Source organism: Thermoplasmatales archaeon, from assembly GCA_026127925.1.
In the GTDB taxonomy this organism is placed as follows: Archaea; Thermoplasmatota; Thermoplasmata; order Thermoplasmatales; family Thermoplasmataceae; genus JAKAYB01.
This window is the reverse complement of sequence record JAJSLM010000005.1, coordinates 54223-73418: the sequence shown is the minus strand read 5'-3', so window position 1 is coordinate 73418 and position 19196 is coordinate 54223. Positions and strand designations below refer to the sequence as shown.

The 19196-nt window shown below is 41.0% G+C and carries 22 protein-coding genes; 11 read left to right on the top strand and 11 right to left on the bottom strand.

Features of this window, described 5'->3' with window-relative positions; all coding sequences use genetic code 11:
• The first annotated feature begins 61 nt into the window (after positions 1-61).
• Positions 62-1195, top strand: coding sequence for a hypothetical protein (locus LVQ96_05875; GenBank protein ID MCW6170682.1), 1134 nt, complete (start codon positions 62-64; stop codon positions 1193-1195).
• A gap of 13 nt (positions 1196-1208) precedes the next feature.
• Here LVQ96_05875 and pyrH read toward each other — a convergent pair whose 3' ends face one another.
• Positions 1209-1886 carry a UMP kinase gene (pyrH, locus tag LVQ96_05870; GenBank protein MCW6170681.1) on the bottom strand — a complete coding sequence of 226 codons (678 nt, stop codon included), beginning with the start codon at positions 1884-1886 and terminating at the stop codon, positions 1209-1211.
• 47 nt (positions 1887-1933) lie between these two features.
• Here pyrH and prf1 point away from each other — a divergent pair, with 47 nt between their 5' ends.
• Entirely contained in the window at positions 1934-3172 is a 1239-nt protein-coding gene (prf1, locus tag LVQ96_05865) for a peptide chain release factor aRF-1 (GenBank protein ID MCW6170680.1), read from the top strand.
• 1 nt (position 3173) lies between these two features.
• On the opposite strand, the gene LVQ96_05860 is transcribed toward prf1, so the two are convergent.
• From LVQ96_05860 to LVQ96_05845, 4 genes are all read right to left on the bottom strand, one after another.
• Positions 3174-3443, bottom strand: a complete 270-nt coding sequence (locus LVQ96_05860) for a PRC-barrel domain-containing protein (GenBank protein MCW6170679.1) — start codon at positions 3441-3443, stop codon at positions 3174-3176.
• A gap of 72 nt (positions 3444-3515) precedes the next feature.
• Positions 3516-3860: a tRNA-binding protein gene (locus tag LVQ96_05855; protein ID MCW6170678.1), complete on the bottom strand. Its 345-nt coding sequence runs from the start codon at positions 3858-3860 to the stop codon at positions 3516-3518.
• 187 nt (positions 3861-4047) lie between these two features.
• On the bottom strand, positions 4048-6285 hold the full coding sequence (locus LVQ96_05850; protein ID MCW6170677.1) for a CDC48 family AAA ATPase: 2238 nt from the start codon (positions 6283-6285) through the stop codon (positions 4048-4050).
• A gap of 79 nt (positions 6286-6364) precedes the next feature.
• A complete protein-coding gene (locus LVQ96_05845) occupies positions 6365-6565 on the bottom strand; it encodes a hypothetical protein (protein ID MCW6170676.1) in 201 nt (66 codons plus the stop codon).
• 433 nt (positions 6566-6998) lie between these two features.
• Between LVQ96_05845 and LVQ96_05840 the strand changes: the two genes are divergently transcribed.
• The gene (locus LVQ96_05840) at positions 6999-7379 is read left to right on the top strand and encodes an Hsp20/alpha crystallin family protein (protein ID MCW6170675.1); all 381 of its coding nucleotides are present in this window, start codon (positions 6999-7001) and stop codon (positions 7377-7379) included.
• A gap of 3 nt (positions 7380-7382) precedes the next feature.
• On the opposite strand, the gene LVQ96_05835 is transcribed toward LVQ96_05840, so the two are convergent.
• The 5 genes from LVQ96_05835 to LVQ96_05815 form a co-directional block, all read right to left on the bottom strand.
• On the bottom strand, positions 7383-8954 hold the full coding sequence (locus tag LVQ96_05835; GenBank protein ID MCW6170674.1) for an AarF/ABC1/UbiB kinase family protein: 1572 nt from the start codon (positions 8952-8954) through the stop codon (positions 7383-7385).
• 16 nt (positions 8955-8970) lie between these two features.
• Complete coding sequence (locus LVQ96_05830; GenBank protein ID MCW6170673.1) at positions 8971-9765, bottom strand: glycosyltransferase; 795 nt, start codon at positions 9763-9765, stop codon at positions 8971-8973.
• A 5-nt stretch (positions 9766-9770) separates the two neighbouring features.
• A complete protein-coding gene (locus LVQ96_05825) occupies positions 9771-9962 on the bottom strand; it encodes a hypothetical protein (GenBank protein ID MCW6170672.1) in 192 nt (63 codons plus the stop codon).
• Between the two features lie 122 nt (positions 9963-10084).
• Positions 10085-11242 carry a radical SAM protein gene (locus LVQ96_05820; GenBank protein ID MCW6170671.1) on the bottom strand — a complete coding sequence of 386 codons (1158 nt, stop codon included), beginning with the start codon at positions 11240-11242 and terminating at the stop codon, positions 10085-10087.
• A 68-nt stretch (positions 11243-11310) separates the two neighbouring features.
• On the bottom strand, positions 11311-11721 hold the full coding sequence (locus tag LVQ96_05815) for a hypothetical protein (protein ID MCW6170670.1): 411 nt from the start codon (positions 11719-11721) through the stop codon (positions 11311-11313).
• Between the two features lie 518 nt (positions 11722-12239).
• Between LVQ96_05815 and LVQ96_05810 the strand changes: the two genes are divergently transcribed.
• The 7 genes from LVQ96_05810 to LVQ96_05780 all read left to right on the top strand — a co-directional run bounded on the left by LVQ96_05810 (position 12240) and on the right by LVQ96_05780 (position 16934).
• Positions 12240-12512 (top strand): hypothetical protein, encoded by a 273-nt coding sequence (locus LVQ96_05810; GenBank protein MCW6170669.1) that lies wholly within the window; start codon positions 12240-12242, stop codon positions 12510-12512.
• Between the two features lie 213 nt (positions 12513-12725).
• Complete coding sequence (locus tag LVQ96_05805; GenBank protein MCW6170668.1) at positions 12726-13139, top strand: DsrE/DsrF/DrsH-like family protein; 414 nt, start codon at positions 12726-12728, stop codon at positions 13137-13139.
• Positions 13140-13149: 10 nt separating this feature from the next.
• Positions 13150-13392 (top strand): sulfurtransferase TusA family protein, encoded by a 243-nt coding sequence (locus LVQ96_05800; GenBank protein ID MCW6170667.1) that lies wholly within the window; start codon positions 13150-13152, stop codon positions 13390-13392.
• Positions 13393-13402: 10 nt separating this feature from the next.
• Positions 13403-14539: an NAD(P)/FAD-dependent oxidoreductase gene (locus tag LVQ96_05795; GenBank protein MCW6170666.1), complete on the top strand. Its 1137-nt coding sequence runs from the start codon at positions 13403-13405 to the stop codon at positions 14537-14539.
• 11 nt (positions 14540-14550) lie between these two features.
• Positions 14551-15015: a hypothetical protein gene (locus LVQ96_05790; GenBank protein MCW6170665.1), complete on the top strand. Its 465-nt coding sequence runs from the start codon at positions 14551-14553 to the stop codon at positions 15013-15015.
• 123 nt (positions 15016-15138) lie between these two features.
• Complete coding sequence (locus LVQ96_05785; GenBank protein MCW6170664.1) at positions 15139-16491, top strand: trehalose-6-phosphate synthase; 1353 nt, start codon at positions 15139-15141, stop codon at positions 16489-16491.
• Positions 16492-16634: 143 nt separating this feature from the next.
• Positions 16635-16934 carry a hypothetical protein gene (locus tag LVQ96_05780; protein ID MCW6170663.1) on the top strand — a complete coding sequence of 100 codons (300 nt, stop codon included), beginning with the start codon at positions 16635-16637 and terminating at the stop codon, positions 16932-16934.
• Positions 16935-16998: 64 nt separating this feature from the next.
• Here the strand turns inward: LVQ96_05780 and LVQ96_05775 are convergent, their stop codons facing one another.
• Positions 16999-17988, bottom strand: a complete 990-nt coding sequence (locus tag LVQ96_05775; GenBank protein MCW6170662.1) for a hypothetical protein — start codon at positions 17986-17988, stop codon at positions 16999-17001.
• A gap of 227 nt (positions 17989-18215) precedes the next feature.
• Between LVQ96_05775 and LVQ96_05770 the strand changes: the two genes are divergently transcribed.
• Positions 18216-19160 carry a 3-hydroxyacyl-CoA dehydrogenase family protein gene (locus tag LVQ96_05770; protein MCW6170661.1) on the top strand — a complete coding sequence of 315 codons (945 nt, stop codon included), beginning with the start codon at positions 18216-18218 and terminating at the stop codon, positions 19158-19160.
• The last annotated feature ends 36 nt before the right edge of the window (positions 19161-19196 follow it).

The following is a 19196-nucleotide window of genomic DNA, read 5'->3' as shown; positions in this document are numbered from 1 at the left end:
ACGAGAATATATCTCACGATCTGTAGCGTAAGATTTTAAGGATTCATAACAATTAAGGATCATGGGGATAGCTGGAGAGAAGGGAATTATAAAAATAGATTCTGATAAGCTGGGGAATATCGAAGCTGACTTCCTCTGTAGGCCGCTCTCTTTAGATACTGGAAATTCTTTATTTCTCCGTTCTTTTAACAATGTTTGGTACGAACTTAACGCTGCCAGAAACCTTGTTTATAAAATTCTCGGCGCAGACGAAATTTCCAAAATAAACTCAACGTTTTACGAAGCGCTTGAATCCAATAACAACGTTCGCCCGAAGTCTTTGGGCCTGGACTCTTTAGATAAATTTTTTAACTTTCTTGATGAAGACGCAAAAAAGTACACTAAGCTATACGGGGAGAACCCAATTTTCCCGCCAATGCTTTCCAGACCGATATATCTCTCGGTCTCCAGCGGTTCAGAATGGAACTACGGCAATGTTTTTGGAGAGTATAAAGGTATAACGCATAACATTCGTTCAGTAGACGACTTTTCTAAGGAACTCCGACTTGTAAAATCGTACTTTGGAGATTCTTTTCCCTCCCGAGAGTCGGTGTATCTCGGGGATGCAAGGGCAATAGATATCGATCAAAAAGATCTTATAAGTATCATGGATCTTATCCGGGCTGAGCTGGAACTGCCAGTTGCAAGTTCATTCGATATATATTCAACTCCGAAGAAGAGGAACATGATAAGTTACCGTGACCTGAAAGAACACGGCCTTTCCAGAATGTATATCTACGTTGAGTCTGGGAGCTACAAAGTAATTAGGGTGCTTAACAGAAACATAAACATAACAGAAGCCATGAATGACATATCCAACATCAAGGATCACGAGATACCGGTCTCTATTGTTATAATGGCAGGCACCGGTGGATTAAAGTTAAGCAGGGATCACGTTGTTTCTACAGCCAATCTTATCTCACAGCTTCCGCTTGGCCTTAACGACCAGATTCTTATTTGTCCGGTGATCCAGGAAAGTGACCAAACTTATTATAAAATTCTTGAGACAGAGAATCTTGGAATCATGAGCATGGAGCAGATATTAGCGCAAATGCAGGATATTCGGAACACTATTCTGAGTTCCTTTGCAGACGTTAATGGGAGCGAGCTCAAGACGAAAATAATAGACTGGGATCTCAGAATACCCCCAAACTGACGTTTTATTTTTATCAGCGAATGACAGAGCCGGTCGTTTCACCTTTCTCAATCACGTTTCTATATTCTCCTATATCGAGCCCGTTTATCACAAATATCTTTATTTTTGACCTTTTCGCGATATTAAGGGCTGTCGGGTCCATAAAGACATTCGATCCTGCCCCGGAAAGGCCTTTCATGGAAAGCACAAGAGATTCATCATATCCAAGGGCATCAATCTTCCGGGCCTTCTTTTCCTTTCTTGGATCGGAAGTATAAACCCCGTCCACAGAAGTTGCGTTTATTAAGATATCTGAATTGATCCTCTCCGCTAGCAATGCTGATACTGTATCCGTAGTATGGCCCGGTTCTGTTCCACCCATGATAGTAAACCGGTAGATCATGGACATCTCGACTGCGTCGTTCACGGTCGTTGGTATTCGCGAATTTGCATCCTCAAAGAATGAAGCAAGAGCAAGAGCGTTCATCCTTGTTGCATTTATTCCAATCTCATCGAGTATATTGTCGTTCACACCGTATTTCCTTAACGCGGAAATATAAGATCTTGCAACGCTTCCCCCACCGACGACGATACCAAACTTTATCCTCTTATCCATCATTTCCAGGGATTTTGCAAACCTGCCCATGAATTCTGTGTTCAATCCATCTGATGCAACTATCGAACCGCCCAGCGAGATAACTATAGTTTTCATTCTTTTCCTCCAATTAAGGTTATATACGATTATAAATTTTCTCTGGGATGAACAACGATGAATCACAGATACGGAAATACGAGTTCCGTAAAGCCCTTCAGGAGCTTCAGAAGTTAAAGGGAAGGGGAACAGAACTAGTTTCTCTGTATATTCCACCGGGAAAACAGATTTCAGATGTAGTGCAGTACCTGAGAGGGGAATATTCAACATCATCCAATATAAAATCAAAATCAACGCGCAAAAACGTTCTTGCTGCAATAGAAAGTATAATGTCCCGCCTCAAATCATATAGATTTGCGCCTGAAAACGGCCTCGCCTTTTTCGTAGGCCACATTGCCATAAGAGGCGATCAAACAGAGATGTATGCCCGGGTGATAGAGCCGCCTGAGCCGGTCCAGACATTCTCGTATACATGTGATTCGAATTTTCACCTCGAGCCACTCTTGGCACAGCTGGTCACAAAAGAAATTTATGGTTTAATCGTAATCGATCGAAAGGAAGCTACGGTTGGTTTCCTGAATGGCACATACATTTCCATGGTTGCAAACGAACAGTCCCTTGTTCCGAGCAAACATCACCAAGGCGGGCAATCCTCTAGAAGATATGAGCGATTGATAGAGATTGCTGCACACGAGTTCTTCAAGAAGGTTGGCGAGATCGCAAATAATGCGTTCGTACCAATGATTAAAGACATAAAGGCGGTTTTCATAGGAGGACCGGGCGCAACGAAAGAATACTTTTTCGAAAAAGATTACCTGAGAAACGAGATAAAGAACAAAACGAAGGATCTTTTCGACATCGGTTACACAGACGAGACCGGGCTAAGAGAACTTGTTGAAAAAGCTGCAGACAGCATGAAGGAGATGCAGATTGCAAGGGAGCGCCAGCTTATGAATAAGTTCACCTCAGAGATCAGGAAGCCTGGTGGCGGCCTCGCAGTATACGGTGAAAATACAATCAGGTCTGCTCTTCAGCAGAAGGCTGTGGATCTCCTGCTGCTTTCCGAAGGACTGAACAAGATAACGTATTTCTTCAAGTGCTCTGCCTGCGGCCAGGTAAAGTCAACAAACGAGGGACCGGATGCGGAGATGATATGTGACGTTGACGGGAGTGTAATGGATCTCGACCATGAGGATGATCTTGTTGCTTCCCTTTACAAACTGGCTGAAGAATCGGGCGCCAAAGTAGAACTAATTTCCGAGGACAGCGATGAGGGGAAACTCTTGCAAAAAGCGTTTGGTGGCATGGCAGCCATCCTGAGGTACCTTCCAAAAGTATTAAATTGATTTATTTTTCAGGTTTTGGTGTGACAAAATTGGTTTCAACGACAAAGACATCTTTTAAGGATTTTACCTGTCTGAGTGGGATCATGTAGCGCCCTTCTTTGTCCGTCTGAAACTCTGCATATTTGGAGCCTGAAACCGGTTTTACCAAGAGAGTCTTAACAGCTCCAGATTCCGTGTCCATCACATAATTGCTGACGGTTCCGAGCAAGGTTCCTTCACTTGTCATTACAGATTTTTTAATTGTGTCTGAAACAAATTTCTTAGTAACCATATTATAACAGTAACTTATCGTATAATATATTTTTTTGCGTCAGACAATTGTGAAACTATGCCTCCAGTACCTCTAAGCGACGGGATCGCCTGGTTTTGCTTTGTCGGATACAGATAACAGCTGGATACCGTCTTCTGTTACTGCTCCGAGAACAAGAACCTCGGAAATGAAGTTCGCCACCTGTTTTGGAGGAAAATTAACTATTGCTATTATCTTCCTCCCCTCTAATTCGTCAATTGAATAATTCCTGATCTGGGCTGAGGAATTCTTGAATCCCATTCCATCTCCAAAAAAGATCTGTAACTTATAAGCTGGTTTCTTTGCTTTCTCGAAAACTTCAGCCTTCCGGATTATTCCAACGCGAATATCAAGGCTCAAAAAAGAATCAAAAGTAGATGTTGGTTTCTCTTCACTCATACAACGTGAATTTATTTGCAAATTTATACATTTGTCTCCTGTTGGTCTTTCCACCTTCGTCAAATCTAAAAGAGTAATGTGGGCCAAACCTCAACTACTATCACATCCACTATCCGTCACAAGTCTTTTTATGAAGCGAAACGCGAACTGAATTTCAAATAAAAAAAGATAGATGGGGCTTATACACCTATTGGTATAGGCCCAGTTCTTCCACACTCTTCTTCTTTTCCATTATGTTTTTATTGAGATACTCGGAGAAGCCCGAATAGAACTTCAATACTTCCTGATCAATGGATGGTTTTATTGCCCTCAATGCAGTCAGAAAGTCACTTTGGGTAACCTTTGTAGCATCGGGATCGTTCCTGAAGGCCACCATTCCTGCCTCTCTGCACAGGTTTTCTATGTCTGCGCCAACATAACCCTCTGTTTTTTTCGCGAGGTCTGATAGATCAACGTCTTTGTTCAGCGGCATGTTCTTCGTGTGAACCTTGAATATCTTAAGTCTACTGGCTTCGTCAGGCGGGGGTATATAGATCATTTTATCTATCCTTCCTGCCCTGAGAAGACCCGAATCAAGAATATCTGGCCTGTTAGTGGCAGCGAGGACAACGACACCCTGTAGGACCTCTATCCCGTCCATGGAAGTCAGAAGCTGGTTTACGATTCTCTCCGTTACTCCGGATTCACCGTAAGTACCTCTCTTTGGCGCTATCGAATCAATCTCATCAAGAAATACTATCGCAGGAGAAACCTGCTTTGCCTTCTTGAAGATTTCTCTGACAGCCTTCTCGCTTTCTCCAACCCATTTACTCAGCACCTCAGGTCCTTTAACGGAGATGAAGTTTGCATTGCTCTCATTTGCAACAGCTTTCGCTAGCAGTGTTTTACCGACACCGGGGGGGCCGTACAGAAGGAAGCCTTTAACGGGCCTTATTCCCAGCTTCTTGAACACATCTGGTCTGCTGAGGGGCAGTTCAACGGTCTCTCTCAATTCGCGTTTGACATCGTCCAGTCCACCAATATCATCCCACGTAATATTGGGAATTTCAACCGTGACTTCTCTCAAGCTGCTAGGCTCTATAAACTTCAAAGCCTCCATGAAATCGTCTTCCGTCACATGCATCTTTTCAAGTATTTCTGTTGGAATTGGTTTATCTAGATCTATTTCAGGAAGATATTTTCTTAAAGCATTCATTGCAGATTCTCTCACAAGAGCTGCAAGATCGGCACCTACAAAACCATAGGTTACGTCCGCTATCTTATCCAGGAACTCATTCTTCTTGTCCTCATCCATTCCGAGTGGCATTCCCCTGGTGTGTATAGCAAGAATCTCCTTTCTTCCTTTTTTATCCGGTACTCCTATGTTGATTTCCCGGTCAAATCTTCCAGGTCTTCTCAAGGCAGGATCAACCGCGTCGATCCTGTTTGTAGCTCCTATCACTATTACGTGTCCCCTCTCCTTCATTCCGTCCATGAGGGTAAGGAGTTGAGCCACAACTCTTCTTTCGACTTCACCTTGGACCTCTTCTCGTTTTGGTGCAATGGAATCGATCTCGTCGATGAATATTATCGATGGTTCAGATTCTTCAGCCTTGGTAAAGATCTCACGAAGCTTCTGTTCACTCTGCCCATAATATTTGCTCATAATTTCGGGACCATTTATGGACAGGAAGTTAGCGCCAGACTCATTTGCAACAGCCCTAGCTATGAGGGTCTTTCCGGTTCCAGGTGGGCCATGAAGAAGAACACCTTTTGGGGGTCTGATACCAAGGCGTTCGAACAGTTCAGGATGTTTAAGTGGCAGTTCTATAATTTCCCTTACTTTTCCGAGTTGATCCGACAGTCCGCCTATATCTTCATAACTTATTCTGGAAACGTCTTCAAGAACTTCGGAAGCGGGTTCCTCTCTTATTTCGATGCGAGTTTCCTCACCTATCTCAACCGGTACTTTCGGAGGTTGGCTTTTTATTACCTTAAAAAGGAGACCCGAGTGTCCTGCCAGAGTAAGGCCTGGAACGCTTATATTATCTCCTTCCAGTAATGGCCGTCGAATAAGCGATCTCTGAACAAATTCGTTGATGCCTTCACCAAATTTAAGCCTCTGGTCTTTTCTTATTATTGGCGCGAGAACGACCTTCTTTGCATCTTCAGTAATAACCTTTCTTACCCTTACTTTATCTCCTATGGAACAGCCGCAATTGTTCCTCATTACACTGTCGATCCTTACTATACCCTTATTTTCGTCCTCTGGTCTCGCCCTGTAGACTCTTCCTACAGTTCTCTTTTCCTTTTCAATCTCAACAACGTCGCCTATTTCAGCGTTCAAGGCCATTCTGGATTCTTCATCAAGCCTGACCCGGGACATGCCCGGATCGGTGGAATTGGCTTCAGAAACTCTAAGAATTATACCGTCACCGTATGCCATAGTACTGTATATTCAACTTGGTATTTGAAAATTGCTTAGTCCTCTCAATACTGGCATAATATACTTACTGATCTCTTCATTATTTTGTACCGTAACTTACAGTCTCAACAGGATGGTCCTTGAACGAGATCCAGTTACTCCAGTTGCCTGCGCACAACCTCGGCCTTATTCCTATAGAGTATAATCCAAGAAAATTCACGCGCACAGTCACTCTAGAACCATAGTAATCATTGTCGTAGCATACCACGGTCTTTTCTCGCGTGACCCCTGTGCTGTTCATCTTTTTCTCAAATTTTTCAATATCAGGAAGGGCATGGTGCTCCCCATGCCCCTCAATCTTTCCTGCAAGGTCATCGTCAACGCTCAGGAAAAATGCACCCGGGATATGGGCCTACGTGTAACTTCGCATCCCGAAATCATAGTCGGAAAGAGACCACCTGCAGTCTGCTATCAAGATTCTCGAACTGCTGAGGTTCTTTCTCAGCCAGATCGAGGTTACAAAGGGGTATTCATTTTTCTTCATACAAAAGATGTAATGATTCTTTGTTCTTAATCATAACAATTTTTGTTCTGATCATACATAGTCTCTATTTAGTCCACAATAAGTATAATAACGTGAGATTAATTTAGAGATAACAAACCCAGTCTCAAATCTGACATTCCGCGCTTTAATTGTGAAGGAAGGGCAGTTTTGGGAGGGCAAGAGGTAAGATATGTATAACCCGATAAAGTATTTCACAGATGAGTTCGTGAAGAATGTGCAGGAAGGAGTTAAAGAGGTAATATCGTTCACTCTTCCACCGGTTACGATGTATGAGGATGCGAGCGAGGTGGTGATCGAGGCTGATCTTGCCGGATTTAACAAAAAGGATATCACGGTGAAATTGGAAAAAGACAGTTTGGTTATATCTGCAGAGCGTAAAGTTGAGAAGAAGGGCATTGTCCACCTTGATCAGAGACCGGACAAGGTTTTCAAGAGAGTCAGACTGCCTTTCGAAGTAGAACCGAATTCGGAATACAAGGCAAAGTTCAATAATGGTGTTCTCAGTTTGAGGATTCCAGAGAAAGGTGCCCACACCATAACAATAGAATAATATTTATTTTTTCAATATAATATAAACAAAACCTATTATTGACAGAACCAGTGCTGCAACTGACTCCACAGGGTAACTTTTCGCAGATATTGTTGCACTTATAACAACCGCAGAAAGGAAAATGGCGATCGGTATTTTTACATCTCTTTTTTCGGGGATGATGTTTTTGCGTTCCTCAATATATTCTTTCATAAGTGGTATCAGGTCAAAGCCTTTTTGTACCGACGTTACGGCCTTACGGAAGTATTCCTTTAATTGCTCACTATAGAGCTCGTTGAGAAGGCCTTCATTATACAGTATTTCCCTGAGAACCTTGATGAATTTGAAGTCAGGATCCAGCCGTTCACATACACCCTCCAGAATGGACGACATCCTCATGTACAGAACAAGCGATCTCGGCAGCCGAAAGGGAAATTCAAAAATTACACCGTTTGCTATTTCCAAGAGCTCGCTTATTTCTGTCTCCTCCGGGTTTCTTCCCTGAAAAGACATGATCCCCATCTGTATACCTTTCCTGATTATTGCCCTGTTTGCAACCGGAGACAACGCACCTATAGATATCAGTGAATCCATTATCTCGTCAGGATCGGAATTCAGGAGTCCATCGTACATGGAGAGCATGTCAAATCTTGTTTTTTTATCAAGTTGACCCACCATCCCAAAATCGTAGAGTATAAGTTTTCCTTCATCGTTCACAGATATATTTCCGGGGTGAGGATCGGCGTGGAATATCTCATCGCGAAGCAGCATCCGCATGAAGACAAGATCTACTTTCCACGAAAGAGACTTCAAGTCAAATCCTTTTCCTTTTAAAGCATCAACGTCAGTTATCTTGATTCCTGGGATATATTCCATGACCATGACTTCTTTGCCGCTGAGTTCATCCAGCACGTTTGGAATGATGACTCCTTCCCTCTCCATAATGTTTTTTCGGATCTTCTTAAGGTTTGACGCTTCCTTTGTGTAGTCTATTTCGTCGTAGATCCTTGCGCTGAAGTCACTTATAACGTTCTCGACGCTGACGTAAATGAAATTGTCAATTCTCCCTCTTAGAAGTTTCAGTGTCCTGGAAAGAACAAGGAGATCCCTCCGAACTACAAAAGATATATTCGGCCTGTTAACCTTGATTGCAACCCGTTTTCCATTATATGTTGCAAGGTATACTTGGCCAAGAGACGCTGCTGACACCGGTACAGGATCAAAATCCTGAAACGTCTTGTCAATATTTCCGAGATTACGCTCAATTATCGGTTTCATCTGGTCAAACGGCGCAGGTGGGACCTCGTCCTGTAGTTTCTCAAACGATCTCAGGTACTCTCTGGGAAGAAGATCAGGCCTTGCGGATAATACCTGTCCGAGCTTTATGAAGGTCGGGCCAAGTTTCACGAATGCATCCAAGGCCTTTTCACCGTTTTTTCCCCTTTTGTCGCTCCATGGATTTTCATTATCCATGTCTCTTTTCGCTGTCTCTCTGTCTTTAAGGTATTTTCTGAAAACAGGAAAGAGAGTAAAGATTAGCTTAACTTCTTGCCAACGCAACCCTCTTCTGAGTTCATTATCATTATTGTTATTCATGAAATTGCTTCCAGATTCACATTCTTGGACGTTTCCCATCCATCAGCTTCGAGTAAATGTATCCAGCTGACGCGGACGAAAGTCTTACGATATTATAAAAACTATAATTATGTATTCCCTTTTCCTTTTCTATATCATTCCAGATGGATTTATGCTTCTTTTTTAACTGGTAGCGGCCATAGCCATTCCAGAAAGCCTGTCTTGCAAATCCTCCAAGATTTTCACGAACCTTGTTGTATACCACGCACTTTTTGCAATATGAGTGAACGGCTCCGTTTTGAATTGCCCTAATATTCAAGTCAATATCCTCTGCCGTAACAAAGTCTTCGTCAAATCCGTGTATTTTGGAAAATATCTTCTTTGTTATTCCCAGGTTTGCTGAAGGTGATGTAACTTCAAAACCCTCGTAAACTAATTTCACCCGATCCAGGAAGAATGACTTTCTTCCCTTCGGTATAACCTCTCCGGCAATCAGATCGTTGCCTGCTTCAAACAAGCGATAGTAGTGCGATAGGGTAGCTTCACTCCATTCTGTGTCCCCATCGGTAAAAACAATATATGGGTATTTTGATGCTCCCACGCCAATATTCCTTCCCTGACCCCTGCTACATTCTTTCCTTATGTAGTTCAAGTCAAGGTTGCCGGAGTACGTTTCAACTACACTTTCTGTGCCATCGTTGCTCATGGAATCAACAATGACGACCTCAAAGGGCATTCTTTGTTTTGAAAGTGTTCCAAGCAGCAGTTTAATATTATTTCCTTCGTTCTTAACAGTGATGACTATTGAAATTCCGGGGATCTCTAATACCATGCCAATTAAACCCAGTCCATCCTGTCCAATTCCCTGTCCTTCTTTGTCGCTTTTTTGTACTGTTTATAATGTTCCTTACACAGGTGGACCTTGGTCTTTTTATCGTCGAAGGAAAAAATCTTCCTTGCGTATTCAGCAGAAACGGTCTTGAAACTCTCGTTCTTGCAGCCATAAACTTCACACATCTTTACGGACATTGATTTCGCCTTTTTTAAGGATTTAACGTTAAACAGTATAAATAAGTACTTCTGCCTTGATCCTCATAGTCAAAATCTGAATTACCGTAACATAACCCATTTATAGATCGATAAAGTGAGCATTAGTACTGGGCCTCTAAAAGATTATAAAGCGCCACCGGAAAGCCATGATTACTTTTCCGGTCGTCTTTTAGTTGTACCAGAACTTTGTGGATTTCTGCTCCTTGTCCCATCACTTCTTCATGGGAAAGAGGAATAATTTGTTCTGTATTGTCCGAATATTTGAATCCAGGGTACTGAATGAAAGGCGACAGGTACACAATGTCGCCATTATCCAGATTAAGGCCTTTGATTATGTCAACAGTTTCTCTTACGTGCTCGTCATATAAATTACGGCCGCCAATTCCAAGCATCACTATTATTCCAACCGAGATCCCTGACGCCTTCAGGCGATGCACGTAATCCCGGAATACATTGAGGTCCATGGGTTTGTTGATCAACCTTAAAATTTTTCTTGATCCCGATTCCAATCCTACGTAAACTCTCTTGAGCCCATGACTCCTGAGTTCTTCCAATTCTTCAACTGTCTTTGGACCGTGCCCTGTGAACGGCTCCGAAAAAGAATATATGGGAAGTCTAAAATGGCTATTCAAGAGCTTGATTGCCGAAAGCAATAGATCCTGCGGAAGAGACATCGCATTTGCCTCACCAATGAATATCGATCTTCTAGATTCTATTCCCCTTCCAAAAAACCTCTCCAAGTCTGCAATCTGCTTGGCTACGTCTTCCAATGAAAGTATACGAAACTCCCTGTCCCTATATAATTCACAAAAACTGCATCTGTTCCACTTGCATCCCCTTTCTAGCATAATATATACTGCAAAATATTGGTCGGGTGGAACTATGGGAACCGAGCCGGAGTAGATTCTAATTAATTTTGCCGCATCTAACTGTAACTTTTGCCAATTCATGGATTCTATCTTCGAAAGAAAGGGTATTACGTCATTTCCCTGAATCGATGGAGAAATCCTTCTTATTTCATCATAAGCCCTATCCACAATATTTTGTGCCTCTCTCTCAAGAACTTCTTCCGAAATCCTTTCACCAGGCACTATCCTCGAAGATATGAGGTGATTCTGGAGTGTTCTTCTATAAGTTTTACCCTCATTTATATAATTTAAGAGTCTCCCTTCCAGGTCGAAGGAATAAACGTATTTTCTACCATACTCAATACTTATTATCCCATTTGCGTTCTTGGAATGTATTTCAAACTGTTGCATAACACGTCAAGTTTGGATTAATTTTTTCGTTTTTGTAGTGTTCTTAGGGAAGTATGGCCGGTCTGGACTCACTCGAAGAATCTTGGTATTTCGGAAACATCTTCAATCGGTTTGGCTGAAATATAGAGCCCATCTCTTACTCTCTGATCCAGGATTTTCTTGGACAGTTGTGCTTCCTGGCTCAGTGTCAGAATACGTGCAACTTTGTGCTCCGGGGTATTTACCAAATAACCAATAATCTCTCCCTTGCTAAGGAGATTCGCAATTGTAGCCTTTGTACCAATCTGAAAATTACTGGTCCCCTTCAAGAAATAAGGTCCATCAGCTCCTTTCAACAAATCAGTGAGTATTTCACTCCTTTGCTCAAGCTCACTTAAAAGCAGTTCCCACTCCCTTCTAGAGAATTTTTCGCTGCTTTTACCAAGAATGTCATCGAAATATCTCTCTAGCAAACTGTTCAAAACGTTGTCCTTGTACATATTTTCTGAATAGAAAAAGTAAGATTAATCTTTGCATGGATCTTCTTTTGACATACCATCCACCCAAAGGATTCAAGATTCTATCTTTTGCTCTGTTTTTGCCTTTATTTCTCACGGGCTAGACGGTTTGCAAGAATCCATTATCGAATTTTGGTCTCTCCCCAGTCCTGAAAGTTGCATTCTTGTGGGTATTAGTGCTCCACTTGGATGCATCCATGTCCGTATGTAATCGGGATATGTTTTTAACCCATTCCTTCGCCCAGACTGCGGAACGAAGACATTCGAAACCTCATGCCAAAATCCTTTAGGATCAATCGCTGCTTGGGGATTTTTATGCACGACTTTCTAATGGTTTTCACGGGAGAAGTTTCGGAATCCATCCAAATCGCTATCTCAGTGGCCTTCTTGCTTAAATCATTGTAGGTAGTTCAATATAGTTAATGCTAAAGAGAGAGCAATTTTTTTCTCTTAATTCATTTTAATAGAAACAATCATAATCTAGTACGCGATCTAGAAATATGGATGACAACGACACCAGGATTGTAGAAGTTGAGCTTAAATCATCAGATATCGATTACCTAGAATCTTTATCTAAAGGTTTAAATTTGAGCACAAAAAATTATATAAGATCAATCTTAAATGACTTTATATACCTCAAGAAAAACCATAAAATGGACAAGGATCTCAGGACTTGGGTCGAAGATCTGTATGAGGAAGCTATGACAGCTACTGTTGAATTGAAGCAATACAAAAACCGTTCAAGGATAAGTCTCATTTTTGGCAGAAAATAGAGCAAGGGAATATTCTTCGGCTTAATCTTTTAATTTCTTACTGCAGATCTCGCTAATATTTTCTATGTCGGTTGCAGTATTAATGCATTATTTTCTATGTTGGAACTCGTGAGCAATAATACGTCCCTGCGTTAACTTGGAGAATGTCATAGGATGGCTAATATGTTAGTGTTTTAACTTTTTAATAGGCTTTCTATGACAGAATTGATAATTATGGCAGAAAAGATGACATTGTTGTTTGTTTCTGGAACATTAGATAAACTGATGGCCGGTTCCATAATCGCGTCTGGCGGGGTCGCAAATGGTATGGACATTGATATATTTGTAAGTTTTTGGGCGTTGATGAATTTTAAAAAAGGACAGGCCATGAAAGGGAAATTCAGCTATGAAGGAGCTGAAATGGAGAAGCAGGTCATGGACATAATGAAGAAGAAAAAAGTTGCTCCCTGGATCGAGACATTAAGAAGCGCAAAAGAAATAGGTAATGTAAAGATATACGGGTGTGCCATGTTTGCTGATCTTATGGAGATAAAGAAGGAAGAGTTAGATCCAATAGTTGACGATATTATTGGAGTAGCAGAATTTGTCTCTATGGCTAAAGATTCGAACATGACGCTGTTTATATAAGGTGAGAAGAATGGAAAATGAAATAAAACCAAACAAAGTTGTGGATGCAAGGGGAAGTTTTTGCCCTGGTCCGCTGATGGAAATGATAAAGGCTTACAAGGAAGCAAAAGTAGGGGACGTTATCTCGGTATATTCAACCGATTCAGGAACTAAAAAGGATGCTCCAGCCTGGATCAATAAGTCCGGAAACCAGCTTGTTGGTATCTTTGAAAGAACCGGTTATTACGAGATCGTAATGAAGAAAACCAAGTAATGGTGTAATCATGTCTTCAAAAATTTTGATTCTTGGAGACGGAGCTTCAGGAACAATAATGGCAAATAAGCTCCGTTTCCTCATACCAAGGGAAGATGCTGACATTACTGTTTTGGGCAATTCACCGATGCATTATTTCAAACCAGACGGGATACACATACCGTTCGGACTTAAAATGCCAAGAGACAGCGTAAAGCCTGCGAAAATGCTGTTCAGTTATGGCATAAATTACGTTCAGGATGAAGCTGTAAAGATTGATGTAAATAACAGGAAGGTCAATGGCAAATCTGGAAAGGAGTACGGTTACGATTACCTGATAATTGGAACAGGAGATCGCTATACCCCTGAAGACATCCCAGGATATGCAGAAAGCGCTCTTCATTTCTATGATTACGATTCCTCGATCAAACTGAGAGACGCACTCAACAATTTCAAAGGAGGGAAAATAGTAGTAGGTCCATCCAGTATACCATATCAGTGCCCTCCGGCACCTTATGAGTTTACATTCCAGCTTGATCAGTACCTTAGGAACAGAGGGATAAGGGACAAGACGGAAATACATTACACGTATCCATTAAACAGAGCATTTACTATCGCGAATGTTTCAGAATTCGTGGAAAAATATCTTGAGGAAAAAGACGTTATTCTTCATACACTTTTCAACGTCGAATCTATAGATGCGAAAACCAAAAAAGTAAATTCCCTTGAGGGAGAATCCGTAGACTATGATCTATTAGTGCTGATTCCGCCTCATAGGGGACAGCAATTCATCACTGATTCTGGCCTGGCCGGACCAAGCGGATTTATCGACGTTGATCGTTATAAACTGAACTATGGAACTTTCGACAACGTTTTTGTTTTGGGTGACGCAACAAACTTGCCCGTATCAAAAGCAGGTGCAACGGCGCATTTCCAGTCAGAGTACCTGGCAAACAGGATTGCGCACGAAATCTCTGGAGACGTATACTTTGAATCTTACGATGGTGCTGTAGCTTGCACGACGGTCACGGGCCCTGGTGAGGCAATCACGCTATACTTCACATACGAACATCCTCCAAGAGCAAATTTCAATAGTAAAATGGATTACCTGTTAAAATGGACTTCAGCCGATACATACTTTTCTGGTATGGTTAGAGGTATAATGTGAGGTGAACAAATATGACAGACGAACAAAATAAAGACCCGATGGATGCACTAATATTGGACTTGGCAGACAATCTTGATGTTTTAGAATCAATGATGGCGATAATGAAACGGCTGAAAGAAGCTGGCGTAATCGATCTTCTTAACCATTTGTCTAAGGATTACATGCCAACTGACATAGAATTTCTTGGAAAATTTTTCACATCAAGGGAATTCTCGGTTTCTCTTCTGAAAACGCTTAACATCCTAACGGCAGTGATGTTTGCGGTCAGCGACGAAAAGAATTCAGATATGCTGAAAACCCTGATGTTCAATTCGCCAGGTATCAGCGATACGTTAAAGGATTATACATCACCAGATTCCAAGCTGTCCATTCTTTCAATGTACGAGAAAATGAAGAATCCGGACGTTGTCGCAGGAATGAATGCAATGCTCGGAATACTTGGATTTCTCGGTCACATTATTAGAACTCAACAATAATTTTTTTCTATCCTCTTTTTAGATTCTATCTGAAATACTTTTTAGTGGACGTTCCATCGCGTAGGCTAATGAATAACAGTCTAGAATTGGGTTATTTTAAATAGCATAACTACATATTAAATTATGAAGTATATCGTTGCCACCTCACGCGGTCCGATTTCTCATGACAGGATTGGTGAGAAATCTATCGTAAGACCAAATGTTGGTGGTGTTGCACGAGCACTTTCAAATGTCATGACTGAAAAAGGAGGTACCTGGATTTGCTGGGGTGACGGTCACCTGGACGAGAAGTACCCCGAAGAAAATTATTCCGGATATAAAATTTCACGAATATTCCTTAACAAGAACGAGAAGATTGGTTTCTACGACAATTATTCTAATTCAGTTCTTTGGCCTCTTTTTCATTATTTTCGAGATAAGATATATTTTGCACAGCACAGTTATGATCTGTATAAGGAGGTGAACAGGAAATTTGCAAACGCCATAGCAAAGGAAGCAAAACCTGGTGACAGGATCTGGATACATGACTATCAGCTTGCCCTGGTGCCGAAGATGATCAAAGATCTTGGATTGAAAAATTTTGTCATCTTTAGCTGGCACATTCCGTGGGTTGCAAGTGAATTTTTCTCTATTCTTCCTGAATCCACTTATTTTTTGGAAAGTATAAATTCCGCAGATCTTATAACTTTCCATACATCAGGGTACGTTCAAAATTATGAGACGGCATGTGAAAACATACTGAACGTTCATCCGAATAACAAAAAGAAAGTCATGGCAGTTCCGCTTGGAGTGGACTTTAAGTATTATTCGCATGAGCCCGTCAAACGAAACATATGGCAGGATAAAAAAACAAAACTAATATTCTCTATTGACAGGTTGGACTACACAAAGGGGCTCTCGAATAAGGTCGAGGCTATTGAGGCCCTACTGAGGAAACATCCAGACACACGTAAGCAGTTTACCTACGTTATGATAGTTACTCCAAGCAGGTACAGTGTTTCTGAATATCAGGAAATGAGAAGGGAATTAGAGATGCTTGTAGGGAGAATCAACGGCCTGTATTCGGACCTCTATTGGTACCCGATAATCTATATGTACAGAAGAATACCACAGGAATTGCTGTTGCAATATTATCGTTCAGCTGATATTGCACTTATTACCCCTCTAATTGATGGGCTCAATCTCGTCTGCAAGGAATTTGCGTCCGCGACAAAGAAGGGGACAGTAATACTTTCAGAATTTGCAGGCGCAGCAATTGACCTGCATGGTTCATTGATAGTGAATCCATATGATATCGATGCAACAGCTGACGCAGTATACAAAGCTTTGATAATGACCGAGGAAGATAAGTTCAATCATCTCAGGGAAATGAAAAAGAATGTGAGAACAAAAGACATTCATTGGTGGCTGTCAAGAATACTGTCCCGCTCTGATCGCTTATACACGGAATCACATCCCCAAAACATCTTGGAATAATAAGGGAATTAATGTCTGACAAGAGATAAAATACTATTCTCAAGAATATTTATTATGCGCCATCAGATCTTGTGATGTACCAAAAGATTTAAGAGTAGCTATTACAATAAACGTCTGACATATAGTCAGGAGAAAGAACAAAAATGGCATACCCATCAGTACTGGAACCTTACGCACCATACATTACGTTATTGTTAGTTTTCATCGATGGTCTTCTTTTCGGTCTATCAGTAAAGAAGGGTTTAGTTTCGATAATACTCTTGGTGGTTGCATTAGTCCTCGCTTATTTTGTCGGTCTGGACTTTATTCCTAAGATCAATATACTTAATGTAATACATACGGTCATACAGTATATGACTACTGTTAAATTTGGATCTCTTGTCCTTTCATTTGCCCTCATTTTGTTTATAGTGGGATTTGGAATAGGTGCTTGGAAAGGATAAGTGCATTCATTATCTCTTTTTTCTTTAGAATATTATTTATCAAAATATTACGTTTACTATTTTTTCATTTTAATTGTTTAAGGGTGCTTGAAAGCCAATAATCACGTAGATGTTCAGCCTTTTTCTTTAACGTGTCTCTCAACAACCTAAGAAAATTTACATCAACTTCGTCCCTTACAGCGGGACTAGTTTCAGAGTTATTTATTATACCTAAAGATTCGAGTTTAGAAATCTTATCAGGGCCAAATAATGGCGAAAAAAGTTCCCGTGTATGTTTTACCTCTATTGTATATATAACGTCCTTAAGGTATCTACTTTCTTCAAAGGCAGAAAACTCCTCGTGCAGCTTTACTTTTTCGAATGAATCCCCTATCCAGGAAAGTAGTTGTGTGAGTGTAGGCTGGTTTTCAAAAGAATAAGATCTTGATGGATAGAGGAATCGGATTCTGTTTGGAACCTTGTTTACGAATTCTGGATAAACATAAATTAGTCGAAGACTCGGGAAAGGTTGAATATCTTTTGCCATTTCATTAACGTCAAGATGGACCTCACCTTCTACGTTTAACATCAGCTGCGGTGGAATAAAATCATCAGGAATCATTAAGGTATTCTTGAGGCTAAATACAGCATCTTCAATAGATACAAGCTTATCATCTTTATTTATGGCGTCAACTAGGAAAAGATAAACATACAAATTTACTAGGGAATTAACAGATACTTCATCCGGAATTCTGATAACTTTATCTTCAACTTGGGGTAAGGATGATCTGCCGCCTTTCAGCTTGACGAGATCGAAATCTTGTCCGTACCTTTTTTCATGGTCAATCTGCAGGTAGCGTTGTTTCTCAACAATTTCCTGTATGTAAGAATCATTGACATTAATGTTTGCAGAGATTATAGGGAGAGACCAAGGTATGATGGTCTGTGATTCGGTGTCATCAATAGAAGAAAACGGCTTGAACAGTTTTTGTCTATAGCGTATGCTCCAGGTATCATACAGGTATCGTAATATCGTCTCATTTATCTCTGGTTCCTCATCGGGCAGGTTGGTCACTTCCTCTCATTTTTATAATGCATAATAAGGTTACGCGGGTGATCATGATCTATGTCCATAAGGCTGGAAGAATGCATTTCTAAACTTTTCGAAATTACCGGAGGCATTTGATTCACACGGACCTTTACAATTCCATGGTTTAAACACTTGTGCAATTCCACCCTTCCTATTTTCAAAAATTGTCTAAATAAAGAATTCTTTTAATAAATTACTGCGATAAACTCGACATGATTAGCAAAATAGGAGTTATTGGTGCTGGTTCAATGGGAGCTTCTATAGCGGAATTGTTTGCCTATAACGGTTATGAGGTCGTTCTGAAGGACCAGAACAAAGAATTGACAGAAAAGGGGACGAGAAGCATTGAGAAGATCCTAGATGACTTCATATCTTACACAACAAAGGCTCCTGAAAGGGAGATACAAAAGATCGAGAAGCTCGGAGTTAGACTTACCGAAGAACAGAAAGATGTAATACGAAAGAACCTTGGGTCCAGTATAAAGAAGGAGGATATAATCAGGAAAATACACCCTACAGAAACTTACGATGATATGCGCGAACTTGACTTTGTGATTGAAGCGATATTTGAGAATCAGTCTGTAAAGAATAAATTATTTGAAGAGCTTTCTGGAAAACTCAGAGAATCTACCGTTCTTGCATCTAATACATCATCTCTTAGTATAACTGAAATGGCTGCCCATTACAGATTTCCTGAAAAGGTTATAATTGCTCATTTCTTCAATCCGCCATATACATTACCACTCGTCGAGGTCGTTCCTGCTTTGCAAACATCGGAAGAAACGGTAAAAGATACGTTTTCATTGTTCCAGTCAATGAAGAATCACAGAGAAAAGATCATTCCTGTAAAGGCTAAAGAGAGAGCAGGCTTTGTTGTAAATCGTATCCTAATTCCAATGATAAACGAGGCTATGAAGGTCGTGGATGAAGGAATAGCGGATGTTAAAACAGTCGATATTGCAATGAAGAAGGGGGCTGGTATGCCGATGGGTCCATTTGAGCTCTCGGACTATGTAGGCGTGGACATTGTGTACCACGTACTGGAAAGCTTTAGAGAAGCGTTCGGTGATGAATACCTCCCCCCAGAAACGATGAAGCAGATGATTTCTGCTGGCTATAATGGGAGAAAATCAAAGAGGGGATTTTACACTTATTAGACGCCCCACCATTATTTTTCCATCGGATGAGAACGC